Origin of the sequence: Agrobacterium sp. NPDC089420 (assembly GCF_044900305.1) — a bacterium.
Taxonomy (GTDB): domain Bacteria; phylum Pseudomonadota; class Alphaproteobacteria; order Rhizobiales; family Rhizobiaceae; genus Agrobacterium.
Genome location: NZ_JBJDMY010000013.1, coordinates 87,310 through 114,196, shown reverse-complemented (window position 1 = coordinate 114,196; position 26,887 = coordinate 87,310). Strand labels below are relative to the sequence as shown.

Here is a 26,887-nt window from a genome sequence, read left to right as displayed (position 1 = left end):
TGCCAAACTTCATGGCGGGTGTGGAAAATCTCCCTACCGACGGCGGGATCGGCGCGAAGGCGCGTTATTCAGGGAAAAACCGATTGACCGGACGTTGCAGGCCGAGATGGTCGCGTAATGTCGGTCCTTCATAGTCCTTTCGGAACAGCCCGCGTCTTTGCAGTTCCGGCACCACCTGCGTCGTGAAGTCGTCAAGCCCGGCCGGCAGGAAAGGGAAGGTGACGTTGAAGCCGTCCGAACCGTCTTCATGAAGCCATTGCTCCATTTCATCGGCGATAGTCTTGGGCGTGCCGACGAAAGCGAGACCGGCATAGCCTCCCAGCCGCTGCGCAAGCTGGCGCACGGTGAGGGCCTCGCTTCTGCCCAGTTCAATGACCCTTTCACGGCTGGATTTGCTTGCATTGCTTTCCGGAATATCGGGCAGCGGTGCATCGGGATCGAAGCTTGAAACATCGTGGCCGAGCGCGATCGAGAGCGATGCGATCGCACTGTCATAGTGGACGAGACTGTCGAGCCTGGCGCGTTTGGCCTTTGCTTCCTCCACCGTATCGCCGACCAGAACGAAAGCGCCCGGCAGGATGACGATCCCGTCACGGGAACGGCCTGCGGCGACGGTCCGGTCCTTGACGTCCTTGTAAAAAGCCTTGCCCGCCGCCAGGGTGGGCGTTGCCGCAAAAACGACCTCGGCGGTTTCGGCGGCAAGCTGGCGTCCCGGTTCCGATGCGCCGGCCTGAACGATGACCGGCCAGCCCTGCACCGGACGCGCGATATTGAGCGGCCCGCGCACGGAAAATTCCGGACCTTTGTGATGGAGCACGTGCATTTTTTCAGGATCGAAAAACAGCCCGCTGTCTACGTCGCGGATAAAGGCCTCATCCGCAAAGGAATCCCACAGGCCGGTGACGACATCGTAGAATTCCCGTGCACGGCCATAACGCTCGGCATGGTCGGGCTGCTCATCGCGGCCGAAATTCCGTGCCGCATCCGGGTTTGAGGTGGTGACGATGTTCCATCCGGCGCGGCCGTTGCTGAGATGGTCGAGCGACGCGAAGCGCCGCGCGACGTGGTAGGGCTCGTCGAATGTGGTGGAGGCGGTGGCGACCAGGCCGATGCGCGAGGTAACGGCGGCCAGCGCCGAAAGCAGGGTGAAAGGCTCGAAGGACGTCACGGTATGGCTGCGGCGCAGCGCCTCCGTCGGCATGTTCAGCACCGCCAGATGATCGGCCATGAAGAACGCATCGAATTTCGCGGCTTCGAGCTGTTGCGCGAAGCGCGCCAGATGGGCGAAATTGAAGTTTGCGTCCGGCAGGGCGCCCGGATAACGCCATGCACCCGTATGGAGACTGACGGGCCGCATGAAGGCGCCAAGATGCAGTTTTCGGTCTTTTGCCATTGGATCTCACTCTCCTGTGGATGTCTCTCGGCCGCGCGGCTTGGCCTGCGACGCTTGTGAAAAAGCGCTGGCGGCCGATCTTCGTCGCGACGATATCCCCGCCGCGAGATCGGCGCGGCAAAGACTATTCCGATTATGATTTCCAAACCGAAAGATTTTTCCCGAAACTCCTCGTCTGACGATGATCCCGTCATCGCTGCCGGCGTTGCATCGGACTTGTGGATCGCCAGAAACCGTGGTCGGGTCGGTACTTGCCGCAGCACGCGCCAAAATTTGCTGAAAAGCGGAAATGATTAGAAGAATTTTGCTTCCCGTGTGGCCGCTTCTGTGTTTCTTATGATGCTTAAATAGAATTTTTAACGCCTATTAATTCAGAAATAACATGATGGAAAATCGCAAAATCGACGTCGTTCCGGTCGATGCCGGCGGCCTAGCGGGGCTGGAGGCGAGGCTTGCGCGGGAGCTTTGCCTGCTCGAGCGCCCGGCGAAGCCGTGGGTGCCGCGCACGCATCTTCATGGCGCCGAGGTGCTGGATGTCGCCGTCATCGGTGCGGGGCTTTGCGGGCTGACCGCGCTTGCCGCTCTTTCATTTGCCGGAATAGACAATATCCGGGCTTTCGACAGGGTGCCGGCCGGGCACGAAGGCCCCTGGGTGACGAGCGCGCGCATGGAAACATTGCGCACCCGCAAGGAGCTTGCCGGTCCGGCGCTTGGCGTTCCGTCCCTGACTTTCCGGGCGTGGTTCGAGGCGCAGTTCGGTGCCGGCGCCTACGACGATATGGAGCTTATTCCGCGTGAAACGTGGATGGCCTATATGGTGTGGTATCGCCAGATACTGGCGCTGCCGGTCAGCAACGATACGGCCCTGACCGCGCTTTCGCTCGGTGAGGACGGCCTGCTTTCCCTCGATGTTCAGGGGCCGGAAGGTGCCGTCGGACTTCTTGCGCGCCGGGTCATCCTGGCGACGGGGCTCGACGGTCTCGGCGCGCCGCGCCTGCCGGAAGTGGCGAAAACGGTTGCCGCCCGCTTCGTGCGTCACAGCGGCGACGTGTTCGATGTGGCGGCGCTGCGGGGAAGGCGTGTCGCGGTGGTCGGCGCCGGCGCCTCGGCAATGGATAATGCGGCAGCCGCACTCGAGGCGGGGGCGGCCCGGGTCGATCTCTTCATCCGCAGGCCGGATATTCCCCGCGTTGAAAAATTCGGCGGTGTCGCGAGCCTCGGCATGACCCACGGTTATGTCGGCCTGCCGGATGCGGATCGCTGGAATTTCATGGTCGAGGCGGAGCGGACGCAAATCCCGCCGCCGCGCCACAGCGTGCTGCGGGTCTCGCGCCACGACAATGCCTTCTTCCATCTCGGCAGCCCGGTTCTCAGCCTGAGCGAGGCGGGCGATGCGGTGGAGATCGAAACCCCGAAGGGGCGTTATCCCGCCGATCTGGTAATATTTGCCACCGGCTTCGATGTCGATTTTGCCCGGCGGCCGGAATTTGCGGCCCTGAGCGAGCGTGTCCTGCTCTGGCGCGACGCCTACCAGCCGCCCGCGGGACAGGATAACGCAGCGCTCGGCGCCTATCCCTATCTCGGTCCGGCCTTTGAATTCCTGCCGAAACCGGGTCTGCCGGCCACCGAGGCGGCGGCGATTTCCCGCATCCATTGTTTCGCCTATCCGGCCGTGCCGTCGCACGGAAAAATCACCAGCGGCATTCCGGCCATCAGCCCGGGGGCGGAGCGGCTGGCGCAGGGCATCGCGCGGTCTCTCTTCGTCGAAGACCGCGCCCGTCATTTCGAGACTTTCATGACCCATGACGCTGCTGAAATCACCGGCGAGGAATGGCGCGATGCGGACGCGCAGGACGAGAGCAAGGAGCATGCCAATGGCTGAAGCGGCGCTGAAACTGGAGATATTTTACGGCATTTCCTCACCATGGGCCTATTTCGGCGCGCCGCGGGCCGTGGACGTCGCCCGCACACATGGCGCCGCAATCGTGCTGCGCCCCATCCGCATCATCGAGGCCAATGGCGGCATTCCGCTGCGCAGCCGCCCGGATGCGCGGCAGCGCTATCATGCCGTGGAACTGGACCGGTGGCGTCGATATCTCGACATGCCGCTCAACCTGACGCCGAAATTTTATCCCTGCGCCACCATCGAACGCGCCGCCCAGCTCATCATCGCTGCGCAGAAGGCCGGGCTCGATGCGATCGGCCTGTCCTTCGCCATCCAGCGGGCATTGTGGAGCGAGGAGCGCGACATAGCCGATCTCGAGACGCTCCGCGCCATCGCGCAGGCGGTTCTCGGCTCGGAAGGTGCGGCCCTCGTGCGCGATCCGCAACGGCAAGACATCGTGGCGGAATGGCAGGGAAATCTCGCCGAAGCCGAACGTCTCGGCATTTTCGGCACCCCGACCTATGTGGTGAATGGCGAACTCTTCTGGGGGCAGGACCGGCTGGAATTTGCAAGCCGCGCGCTCGCTGCCCTGAAACATCAAATTTCATCATCCGCAGTGAGGACATCCGTATGACCGATGCCGCAAAACTCCATCACGAGGCCATCGTCATCGACGGTCTGCAGACCTGCCAGTGGAGCAGGTCGATATTCGAGGACATGCGCGCCGGTGGTCTCACCGCCGTCAATGTCTCCAGCGTGATCTGGGAAAATTTCCGCGAGGGCATCGGTTATGTCAGCGAATGGAAGCGTTTCCTGCGGGAAAACGACGACCTGATCCGCCCGGTGCGCACGGTTGCCGATATTCATGCGGCCAAGGCGGAAAACAGGACCGGCATCATCATCGGCTGGCAGAACACCTCGCCGCTCGAGGACAAGCTGGATTATGTCGAAATCTTCAAGGATCTCGGCGTCGGCATCATGCAGCTGACCTACAATACCCAGAATTATTCCGGCGCCGGCTATCTGGAGGAAAACGACAGCGGCCTGACCGGCTTCGGCCGCGAGGTGCTGGCGGAGATGAACCGCGTCGGCGTGCTCTGCGATTTGAGCCATGTCGGCGACAGAACCACGGCGGATGTCATCGCCCGCTCGCAAGCGCCGGTCTGCATCTCGCATGTGCTGCCGCGGGCGCTGCGCGACGTCAAGCGCAACAAGCCGGATGAACTCTTCAAGGCCTGCGCGGAAAAGGGCGGCATCATCGGCATCAGCCTTTTTGCGCCGGGCCTTGCCGCCGGAAACGATGCGACGGTGGAAGATTATCTCGACGCCATGGCCCATGTCATCGATCTCGTCGGCGAAGATCATGTCGGCATCGGCACGGATTTCTCGCAGGATCGGCCGCGCCCCGGCCCCTGGCAGCTCTGGGCCAACCGTGACAAGGGCACGGCCCGCACGCTGACGGAATTCGCGACCGTCAAGATTTCCAAGCCGAAGGGCATCGAGCGCATCGGCGAGGTGCCCAACATCACCGCCCGCATGCTGGCGCGCGGCTGGAGCGAAACGCTCGTTCTCAAACTTCTCGGCGAGAACTGGCTGCGTGTGCTGGATGCCGCCTGGCGGCCCGCAAATTGACAATATCAAAAACAAACGGAGGCAACTGAAATGAAAAATGCTCATCAGCGCCGCAGGGCCGCTCTCTTCGTCGGCATCGTTGCCGCCGGGATCGCGTCGCTCTCGGGAACCGTCTTCGCACAGTATGCGACGAAGGGCACCGTCAACATCGTCGGTTTCTCCGGCGTCTTTGCGGATAATTATCAGAAATTCATCATCGACGCCTTCAAGGCCAAACATCCGGGCATCGAGGTGAATTATCAGCAGAGCAAGAATTCGGCCGAAACGCTGGCGCTTCTCACCCTTCAGCGCGCCGAGCCGAAGGTCGACGTCGCCCTGATCGACGTTTCCGTGGCGATCAAGGCGAACAAGGAAGAGCTGTTCACGAAGCTCGACGCCGCCAGGGTGCCGAACCTTGCCGAACAGCCGGAATGGGCGCGCATCGACGGCGACCGCGCCGTCGCCTTCTCGCAGGACAATCTCGCCATCCTTTACAATACCGACGCGGTGAAGCAGCCGCCGACAAGCTGGGCCGATCTTGCCGATCCGCAATACAAGGGCAAGATCGCCGCCAAGCTTTCCGATACGCGCGGCGTCATCCTCCTGCCGATCCTCACCAAGCTGAAGGGCGGCGACTACAAGACCTCCATCGATCCGGCCATCGATTTCCTGAAGGAGATCGCGCCGAGCGTCTCGACCTTTGAACCCGCGCCGGATTGTTATGCGGTGGTGCAGAGCGGCGAGGTCGATCTTTCCATCTGCTGGAACGGCCGCGCCCAATATCTGCACGACACGCAGGGCGGCAAGATCGGCATTGCCCTGCCGAAGGAGGGCTCCATCGGCCAGACGAACACGATCGGTCTGGTCGAGGGGTCCGCCAATAAGCAGGCCGCCGAGCTTTTCGTCAACTATGCGCTGAGCGCCGAGGCGCAGGCCACCTTCGCCGAAAAGAGCTTCTACGGTCCGGTCAACACCAAGGTATCGCTGAGCGAACCGGTTGCCGCCCGCATCTATGGCAGCAAGGAAGCCCAGGCCGCGCAGTCCTCCCTCGACTGGAGCTTCGTGGCGGATAAATATTCGGCGTGGATACAGCGGATCAACCGCGAGGTCATCGCGGCGAATTGAGACAGGAAGCAGAGGACGTCATGGCCGATCATCACGTCGAGATCGACAATCTCGTGAAGACCTATCCGGGCGCCCTCAAGCCCTCCGTGGATCACGTCAGCCTTTCCCTGCCGCGCGGAGAAATGCTGGCGCTGCTCGGACCCTCCGGCTGCGGCAAGACGACGATCCTGCGCATGATTGCAGGCCTCATCCCGGTAACCGCAGGTGAAATCCGGCTGGATGGTCGCGATATTTCCGCAACCCCGGTCCACAGGCGCAATATGGGCATGGTGTTTCAGGCCTATGCCCTGTTTCCGCATATGAATGTCGCCGAAAACATCGCCTTCGGCCTGGAAATGCGCGGCATCGCTAAGTCGCAGCGCAAGGAGCGGGTGGAAAAGGCGCTCGATCTGGTCAAGCTTTCGGGTTTCGGCGAAAGGCGCGTCTCCCAGCTTTCCGGCGGCCAGCAGCAGCGGGCGGCGATTGCCCGCTCGCTCGTCATCGAACCCGCTCTTCTTTTGTTCGATGAGCCGCTCTCCAATCTCGATGCCAAGCTGCGCGATGAGATGCGGGATGAAATCCGCGATATTCAGAACCGCACCGGCGTCACCAGCATCTTCGTGACCCATGATCAGGATGAAGCCCTGTCCATGGCCGACCGGCTTGCCGTCATGTCGGAAGGCCGGCTGGAACAGATCGGCACGCCGCGCGACATTTTCGACCGGCCGAAAACCGATTTCGTCGCCTCCTTCATCGGTGCCGGCTCGTTCCTTGCCGGCAATGTCGTCGCGCCGGGCCGCGCGGAAATCCCGGGTCTCGGTTTCCTGCATTTTGTGGGCGTCGCGCCGCTTGGCAAGAGGGCTCGGTTTCTCGTGCGCCCGCACCGTTTCGTGCTTGGTGAGGGTGTCAATATCTTCTCCGGTATTGTCGAACACGTTACCTATCGTGGGCAGATGCTGACGATCAGCGTGCGTGTCGGCGAGCATCGCCTTCAAGCGGATCTGCCCACCCATGCCGCCGCCCTGCCGGTCCGGGGCGAGCGCGTGACGCTTTCGGTGGCGCCGGAAGATGTGACGCTTGTCGGGGAGGCAGCCTGATGGCGGCGGCAAGCCATGCGTCCGGCGGCGGCACGTCGCATCGCGGCGTCCTGCTTCTTCTGTTGTTGCCGGGCCTCATTGCACTGCTGACGACGTTTCTCCTGCCGCTCATCTGGCTGGTGCGCGCGTCATTCGCATCCTCGGCCATGGCCGCCCTTCGCGGTGGCGACTGGACGCTCGAATCCTACAGAACCGTGCTGTTGGACCCGTTTTACTGGAAGATTGCCTGGAACACGCTTTATCTCGGCGTGAATGTCGCCATTTTCGCGGTCGTGCTTTCTTATCCCATCGCGCTTTTCCTCGCCCGCACCCAGAGCCGATGGCGCGGGGTGCTGACGGCGCTTGCCGTCGCGCCGCTTCTCACTTCCTCGGTGGTGCGTACCTATGGCTGGATGGTCATTCTGGGGGACAGGGGCGCCATCAACACGGCGCTGCAATCCTCCGGGCTGACGGACGGGGTCATCCGGCTCACCAATAATTATTTCGGTGCGACCGTCGCGCTCATCGAAATCCTGATGCCCTATGCGATCCTCGCCATGCTGAGCGGTTTCGGCCGGCTCAACACGCAGCTGGAGGAAGCCGCCGCCATGCTGGGCGCCAACCGACTGCGGGTCTTCACCCGCATCGTGCTGCCGCTTTCGCTGCCCGGCGTTCTCACCGCCGCACTGCTGGTTTTCGTTCTGGCGATTTCGTCCTTCGTCACGCCGCGCCTGATGGGCGGCGGCCGTGTCTTCGTCATCGGTACGGAGGTTTACAATGAAGCGACGGTGACGTTGAACTGGCCGCTTGCTGCTGCACTTTCGGTGCTGCTGCTCGTGCTGTTCGGCAGCGTGATCGTGATTTACCAGCGCGCCATGCGCGCGCTCGAGACGTGAGGCCGGCCATGGACGCAAAATTCGGACGTCTCGCCCACACGCTTCTGCTGACGCTGCTCTATCTGTTTCTTCTGGCGCCGATCATCGTCGTTCTGATCATTTCCTTCGATACACGGCAATATCTCGCCTTTCCGCCGGAAAGCCTGTCCTTCGGCTCCTATGCCAAGGTTTTCGCCAATGCCAAATTCATCAGCGCCTTCTGGCGCAGCCTCGGCATCGGCCTGCTTGTCGGTTTCGTCTCGATCCTTGCCGGGCTGCTTTTGTCGCTGGCGCTGTCGCGGCACGAATTCCGCGGCAAGGGCGCGATCAACTTCCTGATCCTCGCCCCCTTCCTCGTGCCGCATATCGTGCTTGCCGTCGGCGTGATGCTCGTGCTCGGGCCGCTTGGCCTGCTGGACAGCTATACCGGCATTTTCCTTGCGCATCTCGGCATCACCACGCCCTATACCGTGCGCACCATCACCATGAGCCTGATGGCGGTGGATCGCCGTATCGAGGAGGCGGCGCGGGTTCACGGCGCATCGCCAGCCATGGTGCTGTGGCGCATCACCCTGCCGCTGGTCCGGCCGGGCCTCATCGCCGGTGCGGTCATCGCCTTCCTGATTTCCTTCGACGAGGCGACGATCTCGCTCTTCATCGTCTCGGTCAAATCCTCGACGCTGCCGACCGAGATCTATCACTATCTGGAATATTCCACCGATCCGCAGATTGCCGCGCTTTCCGTCATCCTCATCCTTATTTCCGTTGTTGTTGTGGTGGCGGTCGAGCGACTGATCGGGCTGCGCAGGGTACTGTGACATGACGATCGTGAAAATCGCCGCCGGCGCACTCAAGGGCATTCGGGAGAACGGCATTCACGCCTTTCTCGGCGTGCCCTATGCCGCGCCCGTCACGCCGCAACGGCGCTTCGAGACACCGCAGCCCGTCGCGCCATGGCAAGGCGTGCGGGATGCGGCCCGGCTTGGCCCCGTCTGCCCGCAAATCCCCACCTATGGTCCGGTTGGCACTGCCGCGACCTCGAAACTCGCTTTCGGAGACGATTTTCTGACGGTCAATATCCGCACTGCCGACCCGAACGGCCAGGCGCCGGTGCTGTTCTGGATTCATGGCGGCGGTTATGCGGTCGGTTCCGCCAATGAAGCGGTGCTGCAGAGCGGCGCTTTCGCGGCCAGCGGCATTGTCGAGGTGACGGTCAATTATCGCCTTGGCGCGCTTGGTTTCCTGCATGTGGCCGGCAAGCCCGACAATCGCGGCCTGCTCGATCTTGTCGCGGCGCTTGAATGGGTGCGTGACAATATTGCCGCTTTTGGCGGTGACCCGCGCCGGGTAACGCTGGCGGGGCGCTCGGCCGGCGGCTTTGCCGTTGCCGCGCTGATGGCCATGCCGCGGGCGCGGGGACTGTTCCACCGCGCCATGCCGCAGAGCGGCGCAAGCACGGGTATCGCATCCCGCGAGGATGCCGACAAGTTGAGGCGCCGGTTTCTGGCGGCCGCCAATGCGGACGATGCCGCGCTCGCGGCCCTGCCCATGCACCGGCTGCTCGAAATCCAGCGCGATCTCTGTAACCAGTCCTATGAACAGCATGATTTTGCCCGCGACGGGTCGGCCTCGATGCTCGGTGTTCCCTTCGTTCCGGTCGTCGACGGGGTGAGCCTGCCTGAACATCCTGAAGCTGCCGCGCGGGCCGGGCGCACCGCCGCGGTGCCGATGATGATCGGCTGTACGACCGGGGAATACGTCACCCATGCGACCGCGCAGCCGACGATGGATTTTGCGCGCTGCGTAGAACGGCTGCACGAGCGGGTTCTGCCTTGCGGTCTCAGTGGTACCCGCATCGTCGAGCGTTATCGCCGCGCCCTGCCGGCCCATAGCCCGCGCGGCATCTGGCGGGCGGTTGCCGGCGATCTGGTCTTCCAGCTGCCCGCCATCCGTTTCGCCAGGCTGCATGCCCGTTTCAACCCGGTCCGCAAATATCTGTACGGTCCGCTGGAAGCCGATGAATTGGGAGCGCCGCATGGGGCGGAGTTGGGCTCCGTCTGGTATCGCGACGGCATGGACATCAGCGCATTGCCGCAACGCCAGGGGGTGACGGATGCGGGTTTTGCGCGATCGATCCATGATCTCTGGGTCTCCTTCATCCGGGACGGCGATGCCGCAGCAGCGGATTGCGGATGGCCGCCTTATCGTCAGGACAGGCCGCTGGTGCTCTGGGCGCGTCCGCCGGGATTTGTGATCGTGCCTGACCCTTTCGACGGGCGTGATGCGCTCTGGTCCACGGCGGGCGAACCGGCTGGCCTTGAAGATCGCGGGCCGGTATAGCGCGTAATGACGATTGCGGAAGAAGCACAGGTTGCGGGCGGAGTGAACAATGGTGTCTGACTATCTCGATACGCGGCAGCTGGAAGCCTTCGTGGCGGTGGTCTCGATCGGCAGCATAACCGGTGCGGCGAAGGCGCTGGGCAAGTCTCAGCCGGTCGTGACCCGGCTCATACAGGATCTCGAGGGTGAAATCGGGTTTGCGCTGCTGCATCGCAATGGTCCCCGCATCACGCCGACCGAAAAAGGCGTGGCTTTTTTCGCCCAGGCGGAATTGTTCCTGGGAGGGCTCAGGACGATCAGCGAAAGTGCAAGGCGGATTCACGCCGCGCGCCGCACGGCCATCGAGGTCGCCTCCATTCCGGCGATCGCCTCCAGTCTTCTGCCGCGAGCGCTGGCGGCCCTGCCGCCCGACCGGTTTCCCGATCATGTGCATCTGCAGAGCATCTCTTCGGAAAATGTCGTACAGGCGGTGATGGCGGGCACGGCCGATCTCGGTGCCGTCAGCCTTCCGCTCGACAATCCCGGCATCGACATTCACTGGCTGGGCGAGGTGCCCTGCGTGGCCGTGGTTGCCGAGGACCATCCGCTGGCCCGCAGGGCGGAGATTTCGGCGGAAGATCTCGCCGGCCACCGGCTCATCGCATCCGCCAATCCTTTCCGGCTGCGCATGCGCATCAACGACACGCTCTCAAATCTCGGCATCGATCTTTCATCGGTGATCGACAGCAACGCGACCTATGTGTCGCTTTCACTTGCGCGCATGGGCCTGGGTGTCGCAATCGTCGAATCCATCACCCTGTGGGGCCTGCCGGTGGAGGGGGTGAGGGTTCTGCCGCTCGCCTTCCGCATACCGTTCCAATGGGGCCTCGTCACCGCGGCCGGGCGGCCGGTCATCTTCGAAGTGGAACAGCTTGTCGCGACAGCAAGGCGGTTGGCGGCGGATATTCCGCAAGCGGTGATCTACGACAAAATTTCGCAAATTCAGGAATTTGGATGATTTTATTAAGGTAGTTTATCTCTTCGGCATGTGGCCGCCGGTTGCGACCGGACATCTGTCGCCCGAAAAAGGCGCGGCCCGGGGGAACCCGGTCCGCACCTTCTCGCGTCCGGTCACGCGCCCGCCTTCAAACCGGCAGCAATGTCTCCTTGTCGCTGCGGCCCGTCTCGGTCGCTCCTTCGGTTTCGATCCTCCTGCCCGTGGCCGGATCGAAGAAATGCAGGTGTGCGGGCGGCATGGCGAGGTGGATGCGCTGGCCGGGCTTGACCGAGAGCTCTTCGCCGATCGCGGCGGAGAAGGTTTCGCCGGCTATATCGGCATGCACGATGCGGCCGGAGCCGAGTTCTTCGACGAAATCGACCGTCGCCGGCACTCCGGCGCCGTCCTGCGTGCTGACAAGGCATTGTTCCGGGCGGATACCCACCGTCACGTCGCGGCCGCGCAGTTCGAGAGCGGTTTCGGGAAAGAGTTTGACCGGCGCGCCGGCCAGCATGACCGCGGGAGATTCGACTTCGACCCGTGTGGTGAACAGGTTCATGGCCGGGGAACCGATGAAGGATGCAACGAAGGTGGTGGCCGGGCGGTGATAGATATCGAGCGGATGACCGACCTGTTCGACATTGCCCCTGTTCATCACCACCAGCCGGTCAGCCAGCGTCATTGCCTCCACCTGGTCATGGGTGACGAAAACCGAGGTGGCCGACAGGCGCTGGTGCAGCTTGCGGATTTCGGCGCGCATGGTGACGCGCAGCTTGGCGTCGAGGTTGGAGAGCGGCTCGTCGAACAGGAAGACCTGCGGCTCGCGAATGATCGCGCGGGCCATGGCGACACGCTGGCGCTGGCCGCCGGAAAGGGCGGCCGGCTTGCGTTCGAGAAAGTCGGAAAGGCCGACGATCTTCGCCGTTTCCTCGATGCGGCGCAGGCGTTCGGCCTTGGCCACGCCGGCCACCTTCAGCGCATAGCCGATATTGCCGGCCACCGTCATGTGCGGATAGAGCGCATAGTTCTGGAATACCATGGCGCAGCCGCGTTCGCGCGGTTCCAGCCTGTTGACGACGCGCCCGCCAATGGCGATTTCACCGGCGGTGATGTCCTCCAGCCCGGCTATCATGCGCAGCAGCGTGGACTTGCCGCAGCCCGAGGGGCCGAGGATGACGACGAATTCGCCGGAGTCGAAGGACAGGTCCACGCCATGCAGGGTGGGCGTCTTGCCATAGGATTTGCGGACCTCACGGATATCGATCTGAGCCATGATGAAAACCTTGTTGTTGAAAGCCGCGTCGTCACTTGTCGGACGAGACGAGGCCGCGGACGAACCAGCGTTGCAGGAAGGCCACGACAAGAAGCGGCGGCGTGATGATGATGAGCGAACCGGCCAGCGTGACGTTCCAGTCGGGCGTGCCATCCTCGGCGGGCAAAAGCGCGCGCAACGACATCATCACCGTCTTGTAGGAGGGATCGGTGACCATCAGCAGCGGCCAGAGATACTGGTTCCAGGCATAAACGAACATGATGGTGGTCAGCGCCGCCATGTTGGTGCGCGACAGCGGCAGGAGCATTTCCACGAAAAAGCGTATGGCGCCCGAACCGTCCATGCGAGCGGCCTCCGCCAGCTCGTCGGGGATGGTCATGAAGAACTGCCGGTAGAGAAAGGTGCCCGTCGCAGTGGCGATCAGCGGCAGGGTGAGGCCGGCATAGGAATTCAAGAGGTTCCACTCCACCGTCACCTCGATGCCGAACAGTCCGAGAATGGAGCGGAACGGCTGGAAAAGGTCGGCGGCCACCGAATAGGTCGGCACGACACGTACCTCGAGCGGCAGCATCAGGGTGATGAACACCGTCCAGAAGAACAGGTGCTTGAGCGGCGAGCGGAAGAACACGATGGCGAAGGCGGTGAAGGCCGAAAGGGCCACCTTGCCGATCGTGACCAGCGTCGCCATGATCATGCTGTTGAACAGGGCGTTGCCGAGATTGGCGCGTTCCCATGCCGTCCTGGCATTGCTGAGAAATTCGCCCTGGGGGATGAAGCTGAACGGTACGCTGTTGACCTGCTGCACCGTCTGGCTGGCGCCGGAAATGACGACGATGAAGGGGCCGATAAGCAGAAGAAAGCCGGCGACCATCAGACTATAGGTCAGGGCGTCGGCATAGGGTGTGCGCTGGATCATCGCCGCCTCACTTGTAATGGACCTGCCGCTCGACGAAGCGGAACTGGATGAAGGTGAAAACCATGATGAGGCCGATGAGCACGAGGCTCTGTGCCGAGGCGCCGGAATAGTTCAGCCCCTCGAAGGCTTCGCTGACGATACGGTAGACCATCACCTCGGTAGCGCGGTTGGGGCCGCCTTCGGTGGTGGTGGCGACGATGCCGAACGTATCGGCGCCGACGAAGCCTTCGGTCATCATGATGACGGTCAGGAAGAACAGGGTGGGGGCGAGCAGCGGCACCTGAATGTCAAGTGCGCGGCGAATGGGACCGGAACCGTCCATGGCGGCGGCCTCCGTCAGCGCGCGCGGCACGGATTGCAGGCCGGCGAACAGGAAGATGAAGGTGTACCCCGCCCATTTCCAGATGAAGATGACGATGACGAGGATCAGCGCGTGCTCGCCATATTTCGCCGGGTTCCATATATCCGGCCACCAGCCGTTTAGGGAGGCGGCAAGGCCGCGCTCCGGCGACAGGATGAAGCGGAAGGCCATGCCCGCGGCCGGGCCGGCAATGGCATAGGGCAGAATATAGAGCACCCGGAAGAAACCGGAGCCGGGAAGCGCGCGATCGACGCACAGCGCCAGTACCAGGCCGATGAGGATGGTGAAGAAGGGGCCGGCAACGGCAAACACCATGCTGACCAGCACCGATTGCCAATAGAGCGGATCGAGGAAGGTTTCTTCGAAATTGGCGAGGCCGACAAATTCCGCGGCGCCGCCGAAGGGCGGTTCGAGCGTGAAGGCCCAGTTGATGACCGCCGCCACGGGCCAATAGAAGAACAGAAAGATCAGCAGAAGCTGCGGCAGGGCGAACAGCACGGGTAACCACGTGCTTTTGAAAACGGCGCGCTTTTCCATGAAAGAACCGGCAATGCTGGAGAGATGGGCAGGGCCTGCCCGCATATTGTCTGCGGGCAGGCCCTTCGATGTCGGGCGGCGCTTAGTTCAGCTTGGCGCCTTCATAGGTCTTTTCGAAGCGGCGCAGGCCGACATTGGCGCGCTCGACGGCCTTGTCGAGTTCGGCCTGAACATCGGCGTTCTGCATGAAGATGGCCTCGAGCGAGGTGGCGACTTCCTTGCGGATCTGCGTGAAACCGCCAAGGCGGATGCCGCGAGTATATTCGGAAGGCGGCGTGAAGGTCAGGCTTTCGATTGCCTTTTCACGGCCCTTATAGGGCGCCTTGTCGTAAAAACCGTTGGCCTTCATGGCGTCGAAGCCGGTCTTGGTGACGGGGATGTAACCGGTAACCGTCGACCACCACTCCACCATGTCGGGCTGGGCGATGAAGTTCAGGAATGCGGCAGCGCCCTTGTATTCGGCGTCCGGACGACCGGCCAGAACCCAGAGCGAAGCGCCGCCGACCAGCGAATTATGACGCTCGGTGCCCTTCCAGACCGGCAGCATCGCAACGTCCCACTTCACGCCTTCCGGCATGGTCTTGCCGACGGTGCCATGGCCGGCGATCGAGGACATGAACATCTGGCAGGTCTGCGAGGTGAAGGCGGGCAGGATATCCATGCCGAGCTGCTTGGTCTTGACGACGAAGAGCTTCTCGTCCTGCATCTTCTTGAAGAATTTCACGTGGTCGACGAATTTCGTCTTGTTGATCGCAAGCTCGGCGTCGAGGCCCTGATAACCGTTGCCCTTGGTGGCGATCGGCTGATTGTGGATGGCGGAGAACTGCTCCATCAGCATCCAGGTGTCGAAATTGAAGGCCAGCGGGCATTCGAAACCGGCCGTCTTCAGCTTCCTCGCGGCTTCCTCGACCTGTTCCCATGTATCGGGCTTGAAGGCGATGCCGGCTTTTTCGAAAGCGTCGACATTGTAATAGAAAACCGCGGTGGAGGAATTATAGGGGAAGGAGTTCAGCTCACCGGCGGCGGTGGCGTAATAATTGGCGATGCCGGGGAAATAGTTGTTCCAGTCGATCTTGTAGCCGTTGTCGGCCATCAGCTTCTTGGCGGGCACGAAAGCCTTGGACAACATCATGTCCAGCGTGCCGGCGTCGTAGATCTGGGTGATAGCGGGCTGCTTCTTGGCGCGGTAGGCGGCAATGGTGTTCTGCAGCGTCGTTTCGTAATCGTTCTGCGAGGTGCAGACGATCTCGAATTCGGCCTGCGATTCATTGAACTTCTTGCAGGTGTCCTGCACGCGGTCGCCGAGGTCGCCGGAAAGGCCGTACCAGAATTCGAACTTGGTCTTTTCTGCGTGGGCGGCCGTGGCGCCGAAGGCAGCGGCGATGGCGACGCCGGCCACGAAAGAGGTCAGAGCGGAAGATTTCATGAGTTGAGCCCCGTTGATGGAATGATGGCCTGATCGGCAGGGACGTCATATCCCCAGCACGAAGCCACGGGCTCTGCTAACAGCCGTCTTTGACGGATGGCTTACATTTTGTTGAACGTTTTATGATGACTGGCCGCGCAAGCGGTTCTGCGCGGCGACAAAAGTGCGATAAAACCGAAGAGGATTTATTTTTTCATGATTTTCAATCTCTTACGGTTTTTGTCCCGCTCCGCTACCTGCTGCTGAATAAGCGGATCCTGTCAACCGCGACGTGCGGCCTCGATGGCGGCGACATCGATTTTCTTCATGTCCATCATCGCGTCGAAGGCGCGCTTGGCCTCCGCGCCGCCGGCGGCCATGGCATCCATCAGCACCCGCGGGGTGATCTGCCAGGACACGCCCCATTTGTCCTTGCACCAGCCGCAGGCGCTTTCCTCGCCGCCATTGCCGACGATGGCGTTCCAGTAGCGGTCGGTTTCTTCCTGGTCTTCGGTCGATATCTGGAACGAGAAAGCCTCGCTCTGCCTGAAGGCCGGTCCGCCATTGAGGCCGATGCAGGAGACGCCGGCAACGGTGAACTGCACCGTCAGCACATCGCCCTTCTTGCCGGAGGGATAGTCGCCCGGCGCGTGGTGAACGGCGGTCACGGCGCTGTCGGGAAAGGTCTCGGCGTAAAATCTGGCGGCGGCCTCGGCGTCCTTGTCGTACCAGATACAGATCGTATTCTTTTGCATGTGCGTATTCCTCCCAAATTGTATCGCTGTTGCCGCCTTGCCTGCGAGGCGGCGATGAAAGGTGCCGCGCGCTTGCCGGCTCCCCATTCAGCATAAAATGCAGCCGGGCCGGGAACGTTCCGGCGCTGCCTGTCGTGGACGGAAAGTGACAGGCGATATCCTGGCACAGCAACGCAAGTGGCGTGTGACGAACGTCAAGTCCATCCTTAAATATTATTTAATAAGGCAATAATAATATTCAGGAATGATTTTCGCCGAAAATCATTTTTTCTGCCGTCGGAGGATAGCGCGTGAGTTTTCTTGATCGTGGTGCCAATGCTTTTGCGGTTCTTGCCGCGCTTTCCAAATCCCAAGCCATCATAGAGTTTGACCTCGAGGGGAAAATCCTCACCGCCAACGAGAATTTCTGTCGAGCGCTCGGTTACGAGCTTGCGGAAATCGTCGGCCGGCATCACAGCATGTTCGTCGAGCCTGCCGTCGTGTCGTCGCAGGATTACAAGGCCTTCTGGGCAAAACTTGCGTCCGGTCAGTTTGATCAGCAGCAATATAAGCGCATCGGCAAGGGCGGCAGGGAAGTCTGGATAGAAGCCTCCTATAATCCGGTGTTTCGCCGCGGCAGGCCGGTAAAGGTCATCAAGATCGCCACCGACATCACCGGGCGCAAGCTGAAGGCGGCGGAAGACGCCGGCAAGATCGACGCCCTGTCGCGGGCGCAGGCCATCATCGAATTTTCTCCGAACGGCGAGGTCCTGACGGCCAACGAGAATTTTCTGGCGGCGCTGGGTTATTCGCTGGCGGAGGTGCAGGGCAGGCATCATTCGATGTTCTGCGAACCGGCCTATACGCGCTCCATGCAATACAAGCAGTTCTGGGAAAGGCTCGCCGGCGGCGATCTCGTTGCGGATGAGTTCATGCGGCTTGGCAAGGGCGGCCGCAGGGTCTTCATTCAGGCCTCCTATAATCCGATCTTCGATCTGAACGGCAAGGTGTTCAAGGTCGTCAAATTCGCCACGGACGTGACCGGCCGGGTCGAGAATGTCGAAAAACTTGCGCAATGCCTGACCGATCTTGCCGAAGGCGATCTGTCGCAGAGCATCGACAAGCCCTTCATCCCGTCGCTCGAAAGGTTGCGGACGGACTTCAACGCGGCTTCGGAAAAGCTCAAGGGAGCCATGACGCTGGTATCGGAAAATGCCGGTGCGATTTCTTCCGGATCGAACGAGATACGCTCGGCCGCCGATGATCTCGCCAGGCGCACGGAGCAGCAGGCCGCCTCGATCGAGCAGACGGCAGCCGCGCTGGAGGAAATCACCACCGCCGTCAACGATTCCAGCCGCCGCGCGGAAGAGGCGGGCGAGATTGTCGCCCGCGCCCGTGACCATGCCGAACATTCGGGCCAGGTGGTGCGCGATGCGATCGGCGCCATGGATCAGATCGAGAAATCATCGCGCGAAATTTCCAACATCATCGGGGTGATCGACGAAATTGCCTTCCAGACCAATCTTCTGGCGCTGAATGCCGGCGTGGAAGCCGCCCGTGCGGGCGAGGCGGGCAAGGGTTTTGCCGTGGTTGCGCAGGAGGTTCGCGAACTCGCACAGCGCTCTGCAACGGCGGCCAAGGAAATCAAGAGCCTGATCAACGCCTCGGGCGCGCAGGTGGAAAACGGCGTCGGCCTGGTCACCAGGGCGGGATCGGCGCTGCAGGAGATTGCGGCGCAGGTCAGGGACATCAACTCGAATGTCGTGGCGATCGTCGATGCCGCACGCGAACAGTCCACGGCGCTTGCGGAGATCAATCAGGCGGTCAATACCGTCGATCAGGGAACGCAGCAGAATGCCGCAATGGTGGAGGAGCAGACTGCCGCCAGCCACAGCCTTGCCCGGGAAGCGGCGGCCCTGTTCGAACTTCTGGGGCAATTCAGCTTCGACGACACGCCGCGATCCGCAGCCGCCCGCGGTGGCTTCGATCACCAGCCTGTCGCGGTCGCGCCTCGCCGTACGGCGCCGCGTCCGCCGGCCATGCGCGGTTCTGCCGCGGCGGCCGTCAGCCATGAGGAATGGCAGGACTTCTAAGACGTCTGCCATTCCTGCTTATTTCCCATTCCTGCGGCAATGGCAGGAATGGGGGAGGCGCGGTTTTTAGGAAAAGTCCCGGCCGAAATTCCGTTGAAACGGCTTTCCGGGTCTGGGCATATCCTGCCGATTGGCGGATAATCGCGGCATCGCGCATGGGATTTGCGGGGATGATCGCTTGGCAGGAATGATATCGACGGGCGGGATGGCTCTTGTCCTTTGTGTGCTGGCTGTGGGTTCGGGAGCGGCGAGGGCCGAGGAGCCCGCCGAAGCGACCGCAGCCTGCGCTTATGCCCATGACATCGCTCCGGATTTATGCATCCACGCCGGCAGCTACAACAGCGATCTGTGCCATGCCATGGAGGTTCTGGCCCGCCGGCATGCCGTTCCGCCGGATTATTTCGCCCGGCTCATCTGGCGGGAAAGCCTGTTCCGGCCCGATGCGATCAGCCCGAAGGGCGCGGAGGGCATTGCACAGTTCATGCCCGGAACGGCAAGGATGCGTGGCCTCGAAGACAGTTTCAACATCGTCGCCGCCCTGGAAGCTTCTTCCCGTTATCTGGCCGAGCTGAACATGCGGTTCGGCAATTTCGGCCTTGCGGCGGCGGCCTATAATGCCGGCGAGGCGGGACTGCGGACGTTCATCGCCACGGGACGCCTGCCGATGGAAACCCGCGATTACGTGTTTGCGATCACCGGATATCCCGTTGAGAGCTGGAAGGACAATCCGCCGGAGAAGGCTGCTCCGGCGCTGGATGACAGCCGCAGCTTCATGGAGGCCTGCATGCGCCTGGCCGACACCCGCACCATCAACGATCCCGTTCTCCTGTCCTCGGCCGACTGGGCGCCCTGGGGCGTGCAGCTTGCGGCACATTATAATCCGGCGGTGGCGAACCGGCTGTTTATTCGTGCGGTGGGCCAATTGTCGGAACCGCTCAATGCCGAGAGGGCACTGATCGTGCGGCAAAGGGGAGGCAATTTCGGCTCGCGCCCGCGTTTTGCCGCCCGTATCGGCCGGGAGACGCGCGGTGAAGCCAACCGGCTCTGCGGCGAGATCCGGCAGGCCGGTGTTCCCTGCACCGTGTTTCGCAACAGGTGACAATGCCCGTCCTCCATCGATCATAACAAGTTGATCGGCATTTCCGTCACGCCCTCCTTCCGGTGCGAAACCATCGATCCTAGATTGCGTCCATGCATTCGGCACTATTGCACGAGAGGAAGAAGCGGAGATGAGATGGCTTGAAAGCGGCTGTCTGGCGGGGGCGCTGGCTGTCGTCAGCGCATGCGCCAGCACCGGGCAGGGGGAGGCTTCCCGCGCTGTCGCCGGTTTTGTGGGACAGCCGCGCGACGCCGCGATTGCCAGGCTTGGCCGGCCCAACAAGGTCATTATCGACAGGGGTGAGACCGAATCCTACTGGCTGAAGGTCGATGTCGAGACCTATGCCGGCCTCAGCAACCGGCGCGAATACAGGACGGTGGACGGACAGAGCCGCATGACGGAAACCGAGGGCATGAAGATCAAGGAACATCGCCGCGACTGCATCATCAAGATCACCGCGGATTCTGCCTCCATCATCAGGACAAGCGAGATCATCGGCAGCCCCGCCAGTTGCGAAGCCGTTCTTGACCGTTCGGCGTCCTGAGCAAAGCTTATAGCCGCCGCGACGGCGGAGCGCCTCAGAGCTCCATCTTGATCGTCAGCATATATTCCGTGCCCTTCGCCCGGTCGCGGGTGCGGGATATTTCAATCGTGGCTTTCTCCAGCCTGTGTCCAAGGGTTTCCTTGATCGGGCCTCCGGGCGTGTCCTCGCGGCGTAAGGTGGTGTCGCCGTAACCGATGCCGATTTTGCGCGTGATGGCGTTGTCCGTGTAGGTTCTGCCGAACAGGGCGGAAGCCTGTCCGCTGCGCACGCTTGTTTCGAAGCCACGGGAATCGATATCGCGATAGGCCGATCCGGCAATCGAATTATCTGAATGTGTATAGCTGCCGCCGGCGCTTATTCTGGCCAGCCGGTGGCCATCATGCTCGAGGGAGAAATTGCCGTCGGCCGAAGGTCCGAAACGCCCGCCGCTCATGCTGTCCTTATAGGTGAAACGGAAGCGGCCGCTGCGGGCATCGACCTGATAATTATAGGAGGCGTCGCCGCTGCGTATCTGAATGCCGGGCGCCGGCTCGCTGCCGAGGATCGGTGAAACCTTGTCCGCGAACTGGAACAGCGGCCTGGTGACCTGCTGGAACTCCGTCTGCGATAATGGCACCGGCTTGCCATCGGCGTCGAATCCTCCGACGGCGAGGCAGGGGCGCTGGTTGATGATGCTCTTGAGGGCAAAGATCGTGCAATTGTCGCTGGTCGTACCGGCAATGGCGGCATGGACCGAGTTGCGCAGGGTGTAGCTGCCGCAGCAGGAAAACAGGTCATTATCGGCGCTCGCATCACGCGTATAGCCGGTGAAAATAATGCCGCTGGCGCCGGTGGCGAGGTCCACATTGGCGAAATGCGGGCCGCTTTGCAGCGGAAACAGCTTCAACCGGCTCTGGTCGGCAAGCGTTTTCGGGTTGGAAGGCGATGGAAGCGGCATTCTTCTTCTCTCCTGAAACACGGAACGGTATTTTTTTACCATCCTAAATTGAGGTCGCAACCCCTAACTGTACCCCGTGAAATGTGCCGTTTCTGTGGATGAGAGCGGCCGCTGTTGTTACCGTGAGCCTCTGCGCATATGTTGGAGTACTTAATCTTGATCTCCGGATATGACGGACAGGCATGTAATGACCTCCCAGTTGGATTTTTTCGCTTCCGCGGCGGCGCGGCTTCCAAAGGCCGAAAGAGCGCGAAAGGCGGGCGGTGGCGAGGCGGCGCAAAAGGCCGCGGGGGACGACGAGGCGCTTGCCGGATATCTCGAGGCTACCGGAAATTATCGTGTCCTGCGCAAGCTGCAGCCGCGCCAGGTGGTGGAGCGGCCGCGGCCGGAATTTCCCCGCCGCGGCATTATCCTCGACACGGAAACGACTGGCCTGAACCACCGCACCGACGAGATCATAGAGATCGGCGTCATTGCCTTCACATTCGACGATCAGGGCGCGATCGGCGACGTCACCGGCATATATGGCGGGCTGCGGCAGCCGGGCATCGCCATTCCCGACGAGATCACGCGCCTGACGGGGATTACCGACGACATGGTCGCCGGCCAGACGATCGACATGGCCCGGCTGACGTCGCTGGTCGCCGGGGCCGATTTGATAATCGCCCATAATGCCGGCTTCGACCGCCCGTTCTGCGAGGTTTTCTCGCCCCTTTTTCACGACAAGGCCTGGGCCTGTTCCGTTTCCGAGATCGATTGGCGGGCGCGGGGTTTCGAGGGGAACAAGCTTGGTTATCTGATCGGGCAATCCGGCTATTTCCACGAGGGACACCGCGCCGTCGATGATTGCTTCGCCCTGCTGGAGGTGCTGGAACGGACGAGGCCTGGCCAAACCGACACACCCTTCATGGAGCTTTATCAGGCAAGCCTGCGGGCACGGATCCGCATTTACGCGGAAAACAGCCCTTTTGACATGAAGGATCACCTGAAGAAGCGGGGCTACCGCTGGTCGGACGGATCCGATGGCCGGCCGAAATCCTGGTGGGTGGAACTGCCCGAAGAAAAGCTCGAGGAGGAACTGCATTTCCTCAGGACCGAGATTTACCGATGGGATGCCGATCCCACGATCCGGCGCCTCACGGCTTTCGACAGATTCAGGGCCGGTTGAGGCGCACGGCGGTTTCGCTGCTGCGTTCAGATTGCATACGATTTCTGCAATGAATCGAAAACAATCGCTGTAAATTTGAGCAGAGCCGTTTCGAGATTGCCGGCAAGGCGAAAAATCTCCTTTCGCATCAATGGCAAAGCCGATTGGCACGCCTCCTGCATGACAAGGTTGTCGCAGGAGAGTGTTTATGAGCAAAGCCGCAGCAATCGACATCGCTTCCGTATCCAAGGTTTACGGCAACACCACCGCCGTGCATGCGATCAGCCTCAAGATACCGGCTGGCAGCTATTGTTGCCTGCTCGGCCCGTCCGGCTGCGGCAAGACCTCGACATTGCGCATGATCGCCGGGCATGAAAGCATTTCAAGCGGTGATGTCCGGCTCGGCAATACGGTGGTCACCGATCTGCCTCCCGCCCGGCGCGGCACGGCGATGATGTTCCAGTCCTATGCGCTGTTTCCGCATCTCGATCTCGTCGACAATGTCGCCTTCAGCCTCAAGATGAAGGGAACGGACAAGGAGACGCGCCGGGCCAAGGCGCTCGACATGCTGCGGCTGATGCAGCTGGAGCCCTATGCCGGCCGGCGTCCGGCCCAGCTTTCCGGCGGCCAGCAGCAGCGCGTGGCGCTGGCGCGCGCGCTGATCACCGATCCCGAGGCGCTGTTGCTGGACGAGCCGCTCTCGGCGCTCGACCCGTTCCTGAAGATCCGCATGCGCGCCGAGCTGAAGAAGCTGCAGACCGCGCTCGGCATCACCTTCGTTCACGTCACCCACAGCCAGGAAGAGGCGATGGCGCTGGCCGATATCATCGTCGTCATGAATGACGGCCGCATCGAACAGGCGGCCACCCCGCGCGAGGTGTTCGAGCGCCCGGCGACAGCCTTCGTCGCCCGCTTCATGGGGGACCACAACGTCATTTCCGGCCGTTACCGGGAAAAATCGGGCGATCTCGTCACGCTTGAAGTCGCGGGCGGCGGCACGTTCACGGCAAGCGGTGCCGCCCCGGATGACGGCGCGGTCGACATCGCCGTGCGCACCGACCGGGTGCGCGTCGGCGAGGCGGAGCAGCCGGGCCTCGGCTTCACCGGCATCGTCTCGAATGTCGAATATCGCGGTGCGAGCGTGAAGATCGCCGTGACCGGCGCGGGCATCGAGGACTTCAACGTCATCCTCAGCGATGCCGCCTTCTTCGAAAACCCGGTCAGGACCGGCGACGCCATACCGCTTTCATGGAATGCGGCCGATGCCATCGTGCTCGGCCGGGTAGAGAAGTAACCCAGAATAACCAGAGGAGAACTTTGAAATGACCACCGACAAAACAAACGGCAAAAAAGGCCTGTCCCGCCGCGGTCTTCTAAAGGCGGGCGCCGCCGCCACGGGTGCGGCGATCGGCTCCGGCCTCATCACCGGTTTCCCGACCATCTGGGCGCAGAACCCGATCACCATCCGCCAGTTCGGCACCGGCGTGTCGAACCTCAATGCAATTGCCGAAAAGTGCAAGGCCGATCTCGGCATCACGCTCGAGATGACGGCGACCGATTCGGATGCCGCCGCCCAGCGCGCCGTTACCCAGCCGAATTCCTACGACATCGCCGATATCGAATACTGGATCCTGAAGAAGGTCTATCCCGCCGGCGTCATCCAGCCGATGGAAATCAAGAAGCTGAAATATTACGACAAGATCGTGCCGCTGTTCAAAAACGGCAAGCTGAAGCCGGACAGCGTCGTGGCGCAGGGCACCGCGCCGCACACGGTCGGGTTCGTCGAAAAGCCCGGCGACAAGACCTTCGCCAAGGGTGAGACCGACTATTTCACCATGGTTCCAACCATCTACAATGCCGATACGCTCGGCATCCGCCCCGATCTCGTCGGCCGCGACATCACCAGCTGGGCCGATATCATGGACCCCAAGTTCAAGGGCAAGACCTCGATCCTCAACATCCCCTCCATCGGCATCATGGATGCGGCGATGATCATGGAGGCCATGGGCAACATCAAATATGCCGACAAGGGCAACATGACCAAGGAGGAGATCGACAAGACCATCGATTTCCTCATCAAGGCCAAGAAGGACGGCCAGTTCCGCGCCTTCTGGAAGAGCTTCGATGAAAGCGTCAACCTCATGGCGTCGGGCGAGGTCATCATCCAGTCCATGTGGTCGCCCGCCGTCGCCGCGGTCCGCTCGAAGGGCATCGCCTGCAAATACCAGCCGCTGAAGGAAGGCTATCGCTCCTGGGGCGGCGGTCTCGGTCTTGCCAAGCACCTCTCGGGCGCGAAACTCGATGCGGCCTACGACTATATCAACTGGTATACCTCCGGCTGGGTCGGGGCTTACCTCAACCGTCAGGGCTATTATTCCGCCGCCATGGAAACGGCCAAGGAGCACATGACCGCCGACGAATGGGGCTACTGGGTCGAAGGCAAGCCGGCTGAGGGCGATATCATCGCGCCGGACGGCAAGGTCATGGAAAAGGCCGGCGCGGTGCGCGACGGCGGCTCCTTCGAGGAGCGCATGGGCAAGGTCGCATGCTGGAACTCGGTGATGGACGAAGACCGCTATATGGTCCGCCGCTGGAACGAGTTCATCGCGGCTTAGTGCTTTTCAAGGACGACGCCGGCGGCGAGGGCCGCCGGTCAGGCGCCTGACACAGGTACCGAAACCTGTCTCCGTCATCCTCGGGCTTGACCCTAGGATCCACAACCGGGTGCGGCCCCGGATCCTCGGGTTAAGCCCGAGGATGACGTGGAGAGTGTGGAAGACCTGTCAACACGCTATCCGGCGGCCCTTGCCGCCGGGCTTCTGCAAATCCAGCGAAAGGCACAACCATGGTGACGGTCAGACTTATCGGCGTCAGCGACAAAAAGGACAGGCCGCGCCGCAGCTTCGCGCTGCCGCTAAAACTCGTCTCCTATGTGCAGGCCGCACCGCTTTTGCTGATCCTCGGTTTCTTCCTGCTGCTACCGATCCTGATGATCGCCGTCGTCAGCTTCTGGGACTACGATTTCGCCCAGATGTATCCCGATTTCGTGACGTTTAACTACAGCGAGACGTTAGGTTCGTGGGTCACCTGGCAGACCTATCTCAACACCTTGAAATATGCCGCCATGGTCTGGGCCATCACGCTGTTCTGCGGTTTCTGGGTCGCCTATTTTCTCGCCTTCCACATTCGTACCACCACCATGCAGATGGTGCTGTTCCTCGTCTGCACGGTGCCCTTCCTGACCTCGAACATCATCCGCATGATTTCCTGGATTCCCGTCCTCGGGCGAAACGGTCTGGTCAACAGCGCGCTGGTCGGCTCCGGCATCATTGCCGAGCCGGTCGAATGGCTGCTTTATTCCGATTTCGCCGTGGTTCTGGCCATGGTGCATCTTTATACGCTGTTCATGGTCACGCCGATCTTCAACACGCTGATGCGCATCGACAAATCGCTGATCGAGGCGGCCCGTGACGCCGGCGCGACGGGCTGGCAGACGCTGAGCAACGTCATCATTCCGCTCGCCAAGCCCGGCATGGCCATCGGCACCATCTTCGTGGTGACGCTGGTGATGGCCGATTTCTCCACGGTTCAGGTCATGTCAGGCGGCCAGAGCGCATCGGTGGCGCTGATGATGAAGAACCAGATGTCGCTGCTGCAATATCCGGCCGCCGCCGCCAATGCCGTCATCCTGCTCATCCTCGTTCTTCTGATGGTGGCGGGCATCCTGCGCATCGTCGATATCCGCAAGGAGCTATAGTCCATGCACCCGGAAAAACGCGGCCGTGAATTTTATGTTCTCGCCTTCTTTTTCGCCGTCTTCGTGCTGTTTCTTTACGGCCCGCTGTCGGCCATCCTCATCCTTGCCTTTCAGGGGCCGAATGGCGGCCTGACCTTCCCGCTGAACGGCGTTTCGCTGCACTGGTTCGGCAATCTGTTCGAGCAGCAGGCGGTGGGCGATTTCGGCGGCTCGTTCCGCCGTTCCTTCGCTCTCGGGCTGATGGTCATGGCCGTCACCGTCATCGTCTCGCTGCTGGCGGGGCTTGCCTTCCGCCGGAAATTTATCGGTGCGACGCCCCTTTTTTATCTGTCTGTGGCCAGCCTCGTGGTGCCGTCCATCATTATTTCGCTCGGTATCGGCGTTCTGTTCCAGCAGCTCGGGCTGGAGCCGTCCTGGTATACATCGGCCTTTGGCGCGCATCTGACCTGGACGCTGCCCTTTGGTGTGCTCATCATGTTCGCGGTCTTCAACCGCTTTTCGCCGTCCTATGAAGAGGCGGCGCGCGATCTGGGCGCATCCTCCTGGCAGACCTTCGCCCATGTGGTGCTGCCGATGATCGCGCCGAGCCTGATCGGCGTCGGCCTGTTCGGCTTCACGCTGTCCTATGACGAGTTCGCCCGCACCCTGATGACCGCCGGTACCTACAACACCCTGCCGCTCGAAATCTATGGCATGACCACCAATGTCACGACGCCGGTGCTTTATGCGCTCGGTGCTGTTACAACCCTGTTCTCCTTCCTGGTGATCGCGGCCACGCTCGGTCTGATCGTGACCCTGAACCGCCGCCACTCACGCCGATAGAA

The 26,887-nt window shown here is 61.7% G+C and carries 24 protein-coding genes; 17 read left to right on the top strand and 7 right to left on the bottom strand.

All coding sequences use genetic code 11. The features are described from left to right. Positions 1–64: 64 nt before the first annotated feature. Positions 65–1,393, bottom strand: coding sequence for an LLM class flavin-dependent oxidoreductase (locus tag ACI2KA_RS19375; protein ID WP_404504087.1), 1,329 nt, complete (start codon positions 1,391–1,393; stop codon positions 65–67). Between the two features lie 385 nt (positions 1,394–1,778). Between ACI2KA_RS19375 and ACI2KA_RS19370 the strand changes: the two genes are divergently transcribed. The 9 genes from ACI2KA_RS19370 to ACI2KA_RS19330 are packed head-to-tail and all read left to right on the top strand — an operon-like array spanning position 1,779 to position 11,281. Further along, positions 1,779–3,275, top strand: a complete 1,497-nt coding sequence (locus tag ACI2KA_RS19370) for an FAD-dependent oxidoreductase (RefSeq protein WP_404504086.1) — start codon at positions 1,779–1,781, stop codon at positions 3,273–3,275. Next, positions 3,268–3,912 carry a 2-hydroxychromene-2-carboxylate isomerase gene (locus ACI2KA_RS19365; protein WP_404504085.1) on the top strand — a complete coding sequence of 215 codons (645 nt, stop codon included), beginning with the start codon at positions 3,268–3,270 and terminating at the stop codon, positions 3,910–3,912. The genes ACI2KA_RS19370 and ACI2KA_RS19365 overlap by 8 nt, the downstream gene beginning before the upstream one ends. Further along, on the top strand, positions 3,909–4,910 hold the full coding sequence (locus tag ACI2KA_RS19360) for a dipeptidase (RefSeq protein ID WP_404504084.1): 1,002 nt from the start codon (positions 3,909–3,911) through the stop codon (positions 4,908–4,910). The genes ACI2KA_RS19365 and ACI2KA_RS19360 overlap by 4 nt, the downstream gene beginning before the upstream one ends. A gap of 30 nt (positions 4,911–4,940) precedes the next feature. After that, positions 4,941–6,014, top strand: coding sequence for an ABC transporter substrate-binding protein (locus ACI2KA_RS19355; protein WP_404504083.1), 1,074 nt, complete (start codon positions 4,941–4,943; stop codon positions 6,012–6,014). Between the two features lie 20 nt (positions 6,015–6,034). Further along, positions 6,035–7,090 (top strand): ABC transporter ATP-binding protein, encoded by a 1,056-nt coding sequence (locus ACI2KA_RS19350; protein ID WP_404504082.1) that lies wholly within the window; start codon positions 6,035–6,037, stop codon positions 7,088–7,090. Beyond that, on the top strand, positions 7,090–7,965 hold the full coding sequence (locus ACI2KA_RS19345; RefSeq protein WP_404504081.1) for an ABC transporter permease: 876 nt from the start codon (positions 7,090–7,092) through the stop codon (positions 7,963–7,965). Before ACI2KA_RS19350 ends, ACI2KA_RS19345 begins: the two co-directional genes overlap by 1 nt. Before the next feature lie 8 nt (positions 7,966–7,973). Further along, on the top strand, positions 7,974–8,762 hold the full coding sequence (locus ACI2KA_RS19340; RefSeq protein ID WP_404504080.1) for an ABC transporter permease: 789 nt from the start codon (positions 7,974–7,976) through the stop codon (positions 8,760–8,762). 1 nt (position 8,763) lies between these two features. Then, complete coding sequence (locus ACI2KA_RS19335; RefSeq protein WP_404504079.1) at positions 8,764–10,284, top strand: carboxylesterase/lipase family protein; 1,521 nt, start codon at positions 8,764–8,766, stop codon at positions 10,282–10,284. A 49-nt stretch (positions 10,285–10,333) separates the two neighbouring features. Next, complete coding sequence (locus ACI2KA_RS19330; RefSeq protein WP_404504078.1) at positions 10,334–11,281, top strand: LysR family transcriptional regulator; 948 nt, start codon at positions 10,334–10,336, stop codon at positions 11,279–11,281. Positions 11,282–11,408: 127 nt separating this feature from the next. Here ACI2KA_RS19330 and ACI2KA_RS19325 read toward each other — a convergent pair whose 3' ends face one another. The 5 genes from ACI2KA_RS19325 to ACI2KA_RS19305 form a co-directional block, all read right to left on the bottom strand. Next, positions 11,409–12,533: a sn-glycerol-3-phosphate import ATP-binding protein UgpC gene (locus ACI2KA_RS19325; RefSeq protein WP_404504077.1), complete on the bottom strand. Its 1,125-nt coding sequence runs from the start codon at positions 12,531–12,533 to the stop codon at positions 11,409–11,411. 31 nt (positions 12,534–12,564) lie between these two features. Beyond that, positions 12,565–13,449 (bottom strand): ABC transporter permease subunit, encoded by an 885-nt coding sequence (locus ACI2KA_RS19320; protein WP_404504076.1) that lies wholly within the window; start codon positions 13,447–13,449, stop codon positions 12,565–12,567. A 7-nt stretch (positions 13,450–13,456) separates the two neighbouring features. Beyond that, positions 13,457–14,347: a carbohydrate ABC transporter permease gene (locus tag ACI2KA_RS19315; RefSeq protein ID WP_404504148.1), complete on the bottom strand. Its 891-nt coding sequence runs from the start codon at positions 14,345–14,347 to the stop codon at positions 13,457–13,459. 82 nt (positions 14,348–14,429) lie between these two features. Further along, positions 14,430–15,773, bottom strand: a complete 1,344-nt coding sequence (locus tag ACI2KA_RS19310; RefSeq protein ID WP_404504075.1) for an extracellular solute-binding protein — start codon at positions 15,771–15,773, stop codon at positions 14,430–14,432. A gap of 260 nt (positions 15,774–16,033) precedes the next feature. Continuing rightward, complete coding sequence (locus ACI2KA_RS19305; protein WP_404504074.1) at positions 16,034–16,507, bottom strand: VOC family protein; 474 nt, start codon at positions 16,505–16,507, stop codon at positions 16,034–16,036. 290 nt (positions 16,508–16,797) lie between these two features. Here ACI2KA_RS19305 and ACI2KA_RS19300 point away from each other — a divergent pair, with 290 nt between their 5' ends. The 3 genes from ACI2KA_RS19300 to ACI2KA_RS19290 all read left to right on the top strand — a co-directional run bounded on the left by ACI2KA_RS19300 (position 16,798) and on the right by ACI2KA_RS19290 (position 20,222). After that, a complete protein-coding gene (locus tag ACI2KA_RS19300; RefSeq protein WP_404504073.1) occupies positions 16,798–18,579 on the top strand; it encodes a methyl-accepting chemotaxis protein in 1,782 nt (593 codons plus the stop codon). Between the two features lie 205 nt (positions 18,580–18,784). Then, positions 18,785–19,678 (top strand): transglycosylase SLT domain-containing protein, encoded by an 894-nt coding sequence (locus ACI2KA_RS19295; RefSeq protein ID WP_404504072.1) that lies wholly within the window; start codon positions 18,785–18,787, stop codon positions 19,676–19,678. A 130-nt stretch (positions 19,679–19,808) separates the two neighbouring features. Beyond that, a complete protein-coding gene (locus tag ACI2KA_RS19290) occupies positions 19,809–20,222 on the top strand; it encodes a hypothetical protein (protein ID WP_404504071.1) in 414 nt (137 codons plus the stop codon). A 34-nt stretch (positions 20,223–20,256) separates the two neighbouring features. Here the strand turns inward: ACI2KA_RS19290 and ACI2KA_RS19285 are convergent, their stop codons facing one another. Continuing rightward, positions 20,257–21,159, bottom strand: a complete 903-nt coding sequence (locus ACI2KA_RS19285) for a hypothetical protein (RefSeq protein ID WP_404504070.1) — start codon at positions 21,157–21,159, stop codon at positions 20,257–20,259. A gap of 187 nt (positions 21,160–21,346) precedes the next feature. On the opposite strand from ACI2KA_RS19285, the gene ACI2KA_RS19280 reads away from it, so the two are divergent. The 5 genes from ACI2KA_RS19280 to ACI2KA_RS19260 all read left to right on the top strand — a co-directional run bounded on the left by ACI2KA_RS19280 (position 21,347) and on the right by ACI2KA_RS19260 (position 26,885). After that, positions 21,347–22,327 carry a 3'-5' exonuclease gene (locus ACI2KA_RS19280; RefSeq protein ID WP_404504069.1) on the top strand — a complete coding sequence of 327 codons (981 nt, stop codon included), beginning with the start codon at positions 21,347–21,349 and terminating at the stop codon, positions 22,325–22,327. A 187-nt stretch (positions 22,328–22,514) separates the two neighbouring features. Further along, a complete protein-coding gene (locus tag ACI2KA_RS19275; RefSeq protein WP_404504068.1) occupies positions 22,515–23,600 on the top strand; it encodes an ABC transporter ATP-binding protein in 1,086 nt (361 codons plus the stop codon). A 28-nt stretch (positions 23,601–23,628) separates the two neighbouring features. Then, the gene (locus ACI2KA_RS19270) at positions 23,629–24,921 is read left to right on the top strand and encodes a PotD/PotF family extracellular solute-binding protein (RefSeq protein WP_404504067.1); all 1,293 of its coding nucleotides are present in this window, start codon (positions 23,629–23,631) and stop codon (positions 24,919–24,921) included. A 230-nt stretch (positions 24,922–25,151) separates the two neighbouring features. Then, positions 25,152–26,063 carry an ABC transporter permease gene (locus ACI2KA_RS19265; RefSeq protein ID WP_404504066.1) on the top strand — a complete coding sequence of 304 codons (912 nt, stop codon included), beginning with the start codon at positions 25,152–25,154 and terminating at the stop codon, positions 26,061–26,063. A 3-nt stretch (positions 26,064–26,066) separates the two neighbouring features. Then, positions 26,067–26,885, top strand: a complete 819-nt coding sequence (locus tag ACI2KA_RS19260) for an ABC transporter permease (RefSeq protein ID WP_404504065.1) — start codon at positions 26,067–26,069, stop codon at positions 26,883–26,885. The last annotated feature ends 2 nt before the right edge of the window (positions 26,886–26,887 follow it).

Bases quoted from the DNA above. Each gene is read 5' to 3' on its own strand.
- ACI2KA_RS19295 (WP_404504072.1), top strand. From the start codon at position 18,785: ATGGCTCTTGTCCTTTGTGTGCTGGCTGTGGGTTCGGGAGCGGCGAGG.
- ACI2KA_RS19370 (WP_404504086.1), top strand. From the start codon at position 1,779: ATGGAAAATCGCAAAATCGACGTCGTTCCGGTCGATGCCGGCGGCCTA.
- ACI2KA_RS19330 (WP_404504078.1), top strand. From the start codon at position 10,334: ATGGTGTCTGACTATCTCGATACGCGGCAGCTGGAAGCCTTCGTGGCG.
- ACI2KA_RS19270 (WP_404504067.1), top strand. From the start codon at position 23,629: ATGACCACCGACAAAACAAACGGCAAAAAAGGCCTGTCCCGCCGCGGT.
- ACI2KA_RS19280 (WP_404504069.1), top strand. From the start codon at position 21,347: ATGACCTCCCAGTTGGATTTTTTCGCTTCCGCGGCGGCGCGGCTTCCA.
- ACI2KA_RS19260 (WP_404504065.1), top strand. From the start codon at position 26,067: ATGCACCCGGAAAAACGCGGCCGTGAATTTTATGTTCTCGCCTTCTTT.
- ACI2KA_RS19285 (WP_404504070.1), bottom strand. From the start codon at position 21,159: ATGCCGCTTCCATCGCCTTCCAACCCGAAAACGCTTGCCGACCAGAGC.
- ACI2KA_RS19345 (WP_404504081.1), top strand. From the start codon at position 7,090: ATGGCGGCGGCAAGCCATGCGTCCGGCGGCGGCACGTCGCATCGCGGC.
- ACI2KA_RS19365 (WP_404504085.1), top strand. From the start codon at position 3,268: ATGGCTGAAGCGGCGCTGAAACTGGAGATATTTTACGGCATTTCCTCA.
- ACI2KA_RS19275 (WP_404504068.1), top strand. From the start codon at position 22,515: ATGAGCAAAGCCGCAGCAATCGACATCGCTTCCGTATCCAAGGTTTAC.
- ACI2KA_RS19320 (WP_404504076.1), bottom strand. From the start codon at position 13,449: ATGATCCAGCGCACACCCTATGCCGACGCCCTGACCTATAGTCTGATG.
- ACI2KA_RS19305 (WP_404504074.1), bottom strand. From the start codon at position 16,507: ATGCAAAAGAATACGATCTGTATCTGGTACGACAAGGACGCCGAGGCC.
- ACI2KA_RS19265 (WP_404504066.1), top strand. From the start codon at position 25,152: ATGGTGACGGTCAGACTTATCGGCGTCAGCGACAAAAAGGACAGGCCG.
- ACI2KA_RS19355 (WP_404504083.1), top strand. From the start codon at position 4,941: ATGAAAAATGCTCATCAGCGCCGCAGGGCCGCTCTCTTCGTCGGCATC.
- ACI2KA_RS19360 (WP_404504084.1), top strand. From the start codon at position 3,909: ATGACCGATGCCGCAAAACTCCATCACGAGGCCATCGTCATCGACGGT.
- ACI2KA_RS19310 (WP_404504075.1), bottom strand. From the start codon at position 15,773: ATGAAATCTTCCGCTCTGACCTCTTTCGTGGCCGGCGTCGCCATCGCC.
- ACI2KA_RS19350 (WP_404504082.1), top strand. From the start codon at position 6,035: ATGGCCGATCATCACGTCGAGATCGACAATCTCGTGAAGACCTATCCG.
- ACI2KA_RS19315 (WP_404504148.1), bottom strand. From the start codon at position 14,347: ATGGAAAAGCGCGCCGTTTTCAAAAGCACGTGGTTACCCGTGCTGTTC.
- ACI2KA_RS19340 (WP_404504080.1), top strand. From the start codon at position 7,974: ATGGACGCAAAATTCGGACGTCTCGCCCACACGCTTCTGCTGACGCTG.
- ACI2KA_RS19335 (WP_404504079.1), top strand. From the start codon at position 8,764: ATGACGATCGTGAAAATCGCCGCCGGCGCACTCAAGGGCATTCGGGAG.
- ACI2KA_RS19375 (WP_404504087.1), bottom strand. From the start codon at position 1,393: ATGGCAAAAGACCGAAAACTGCATCTTGGCGCCTTCATGCGGCCCGTC.
- ACI2KA_RS19290 (WP_404504071.1), top strand. From the start codon at position 19,809: ATGAGATGGCTTGAAAGCGGCTGTCTGGCGGGGGCGCTGGCTGTCGTC.
- ACI2KA_RS19325 (WP_404504077.1), bottom strand. From the start codon at position 12,533: ATGGCTCAGATCGATATCCGTGAGGTCCGCAAATCCTATGGCAAGACG.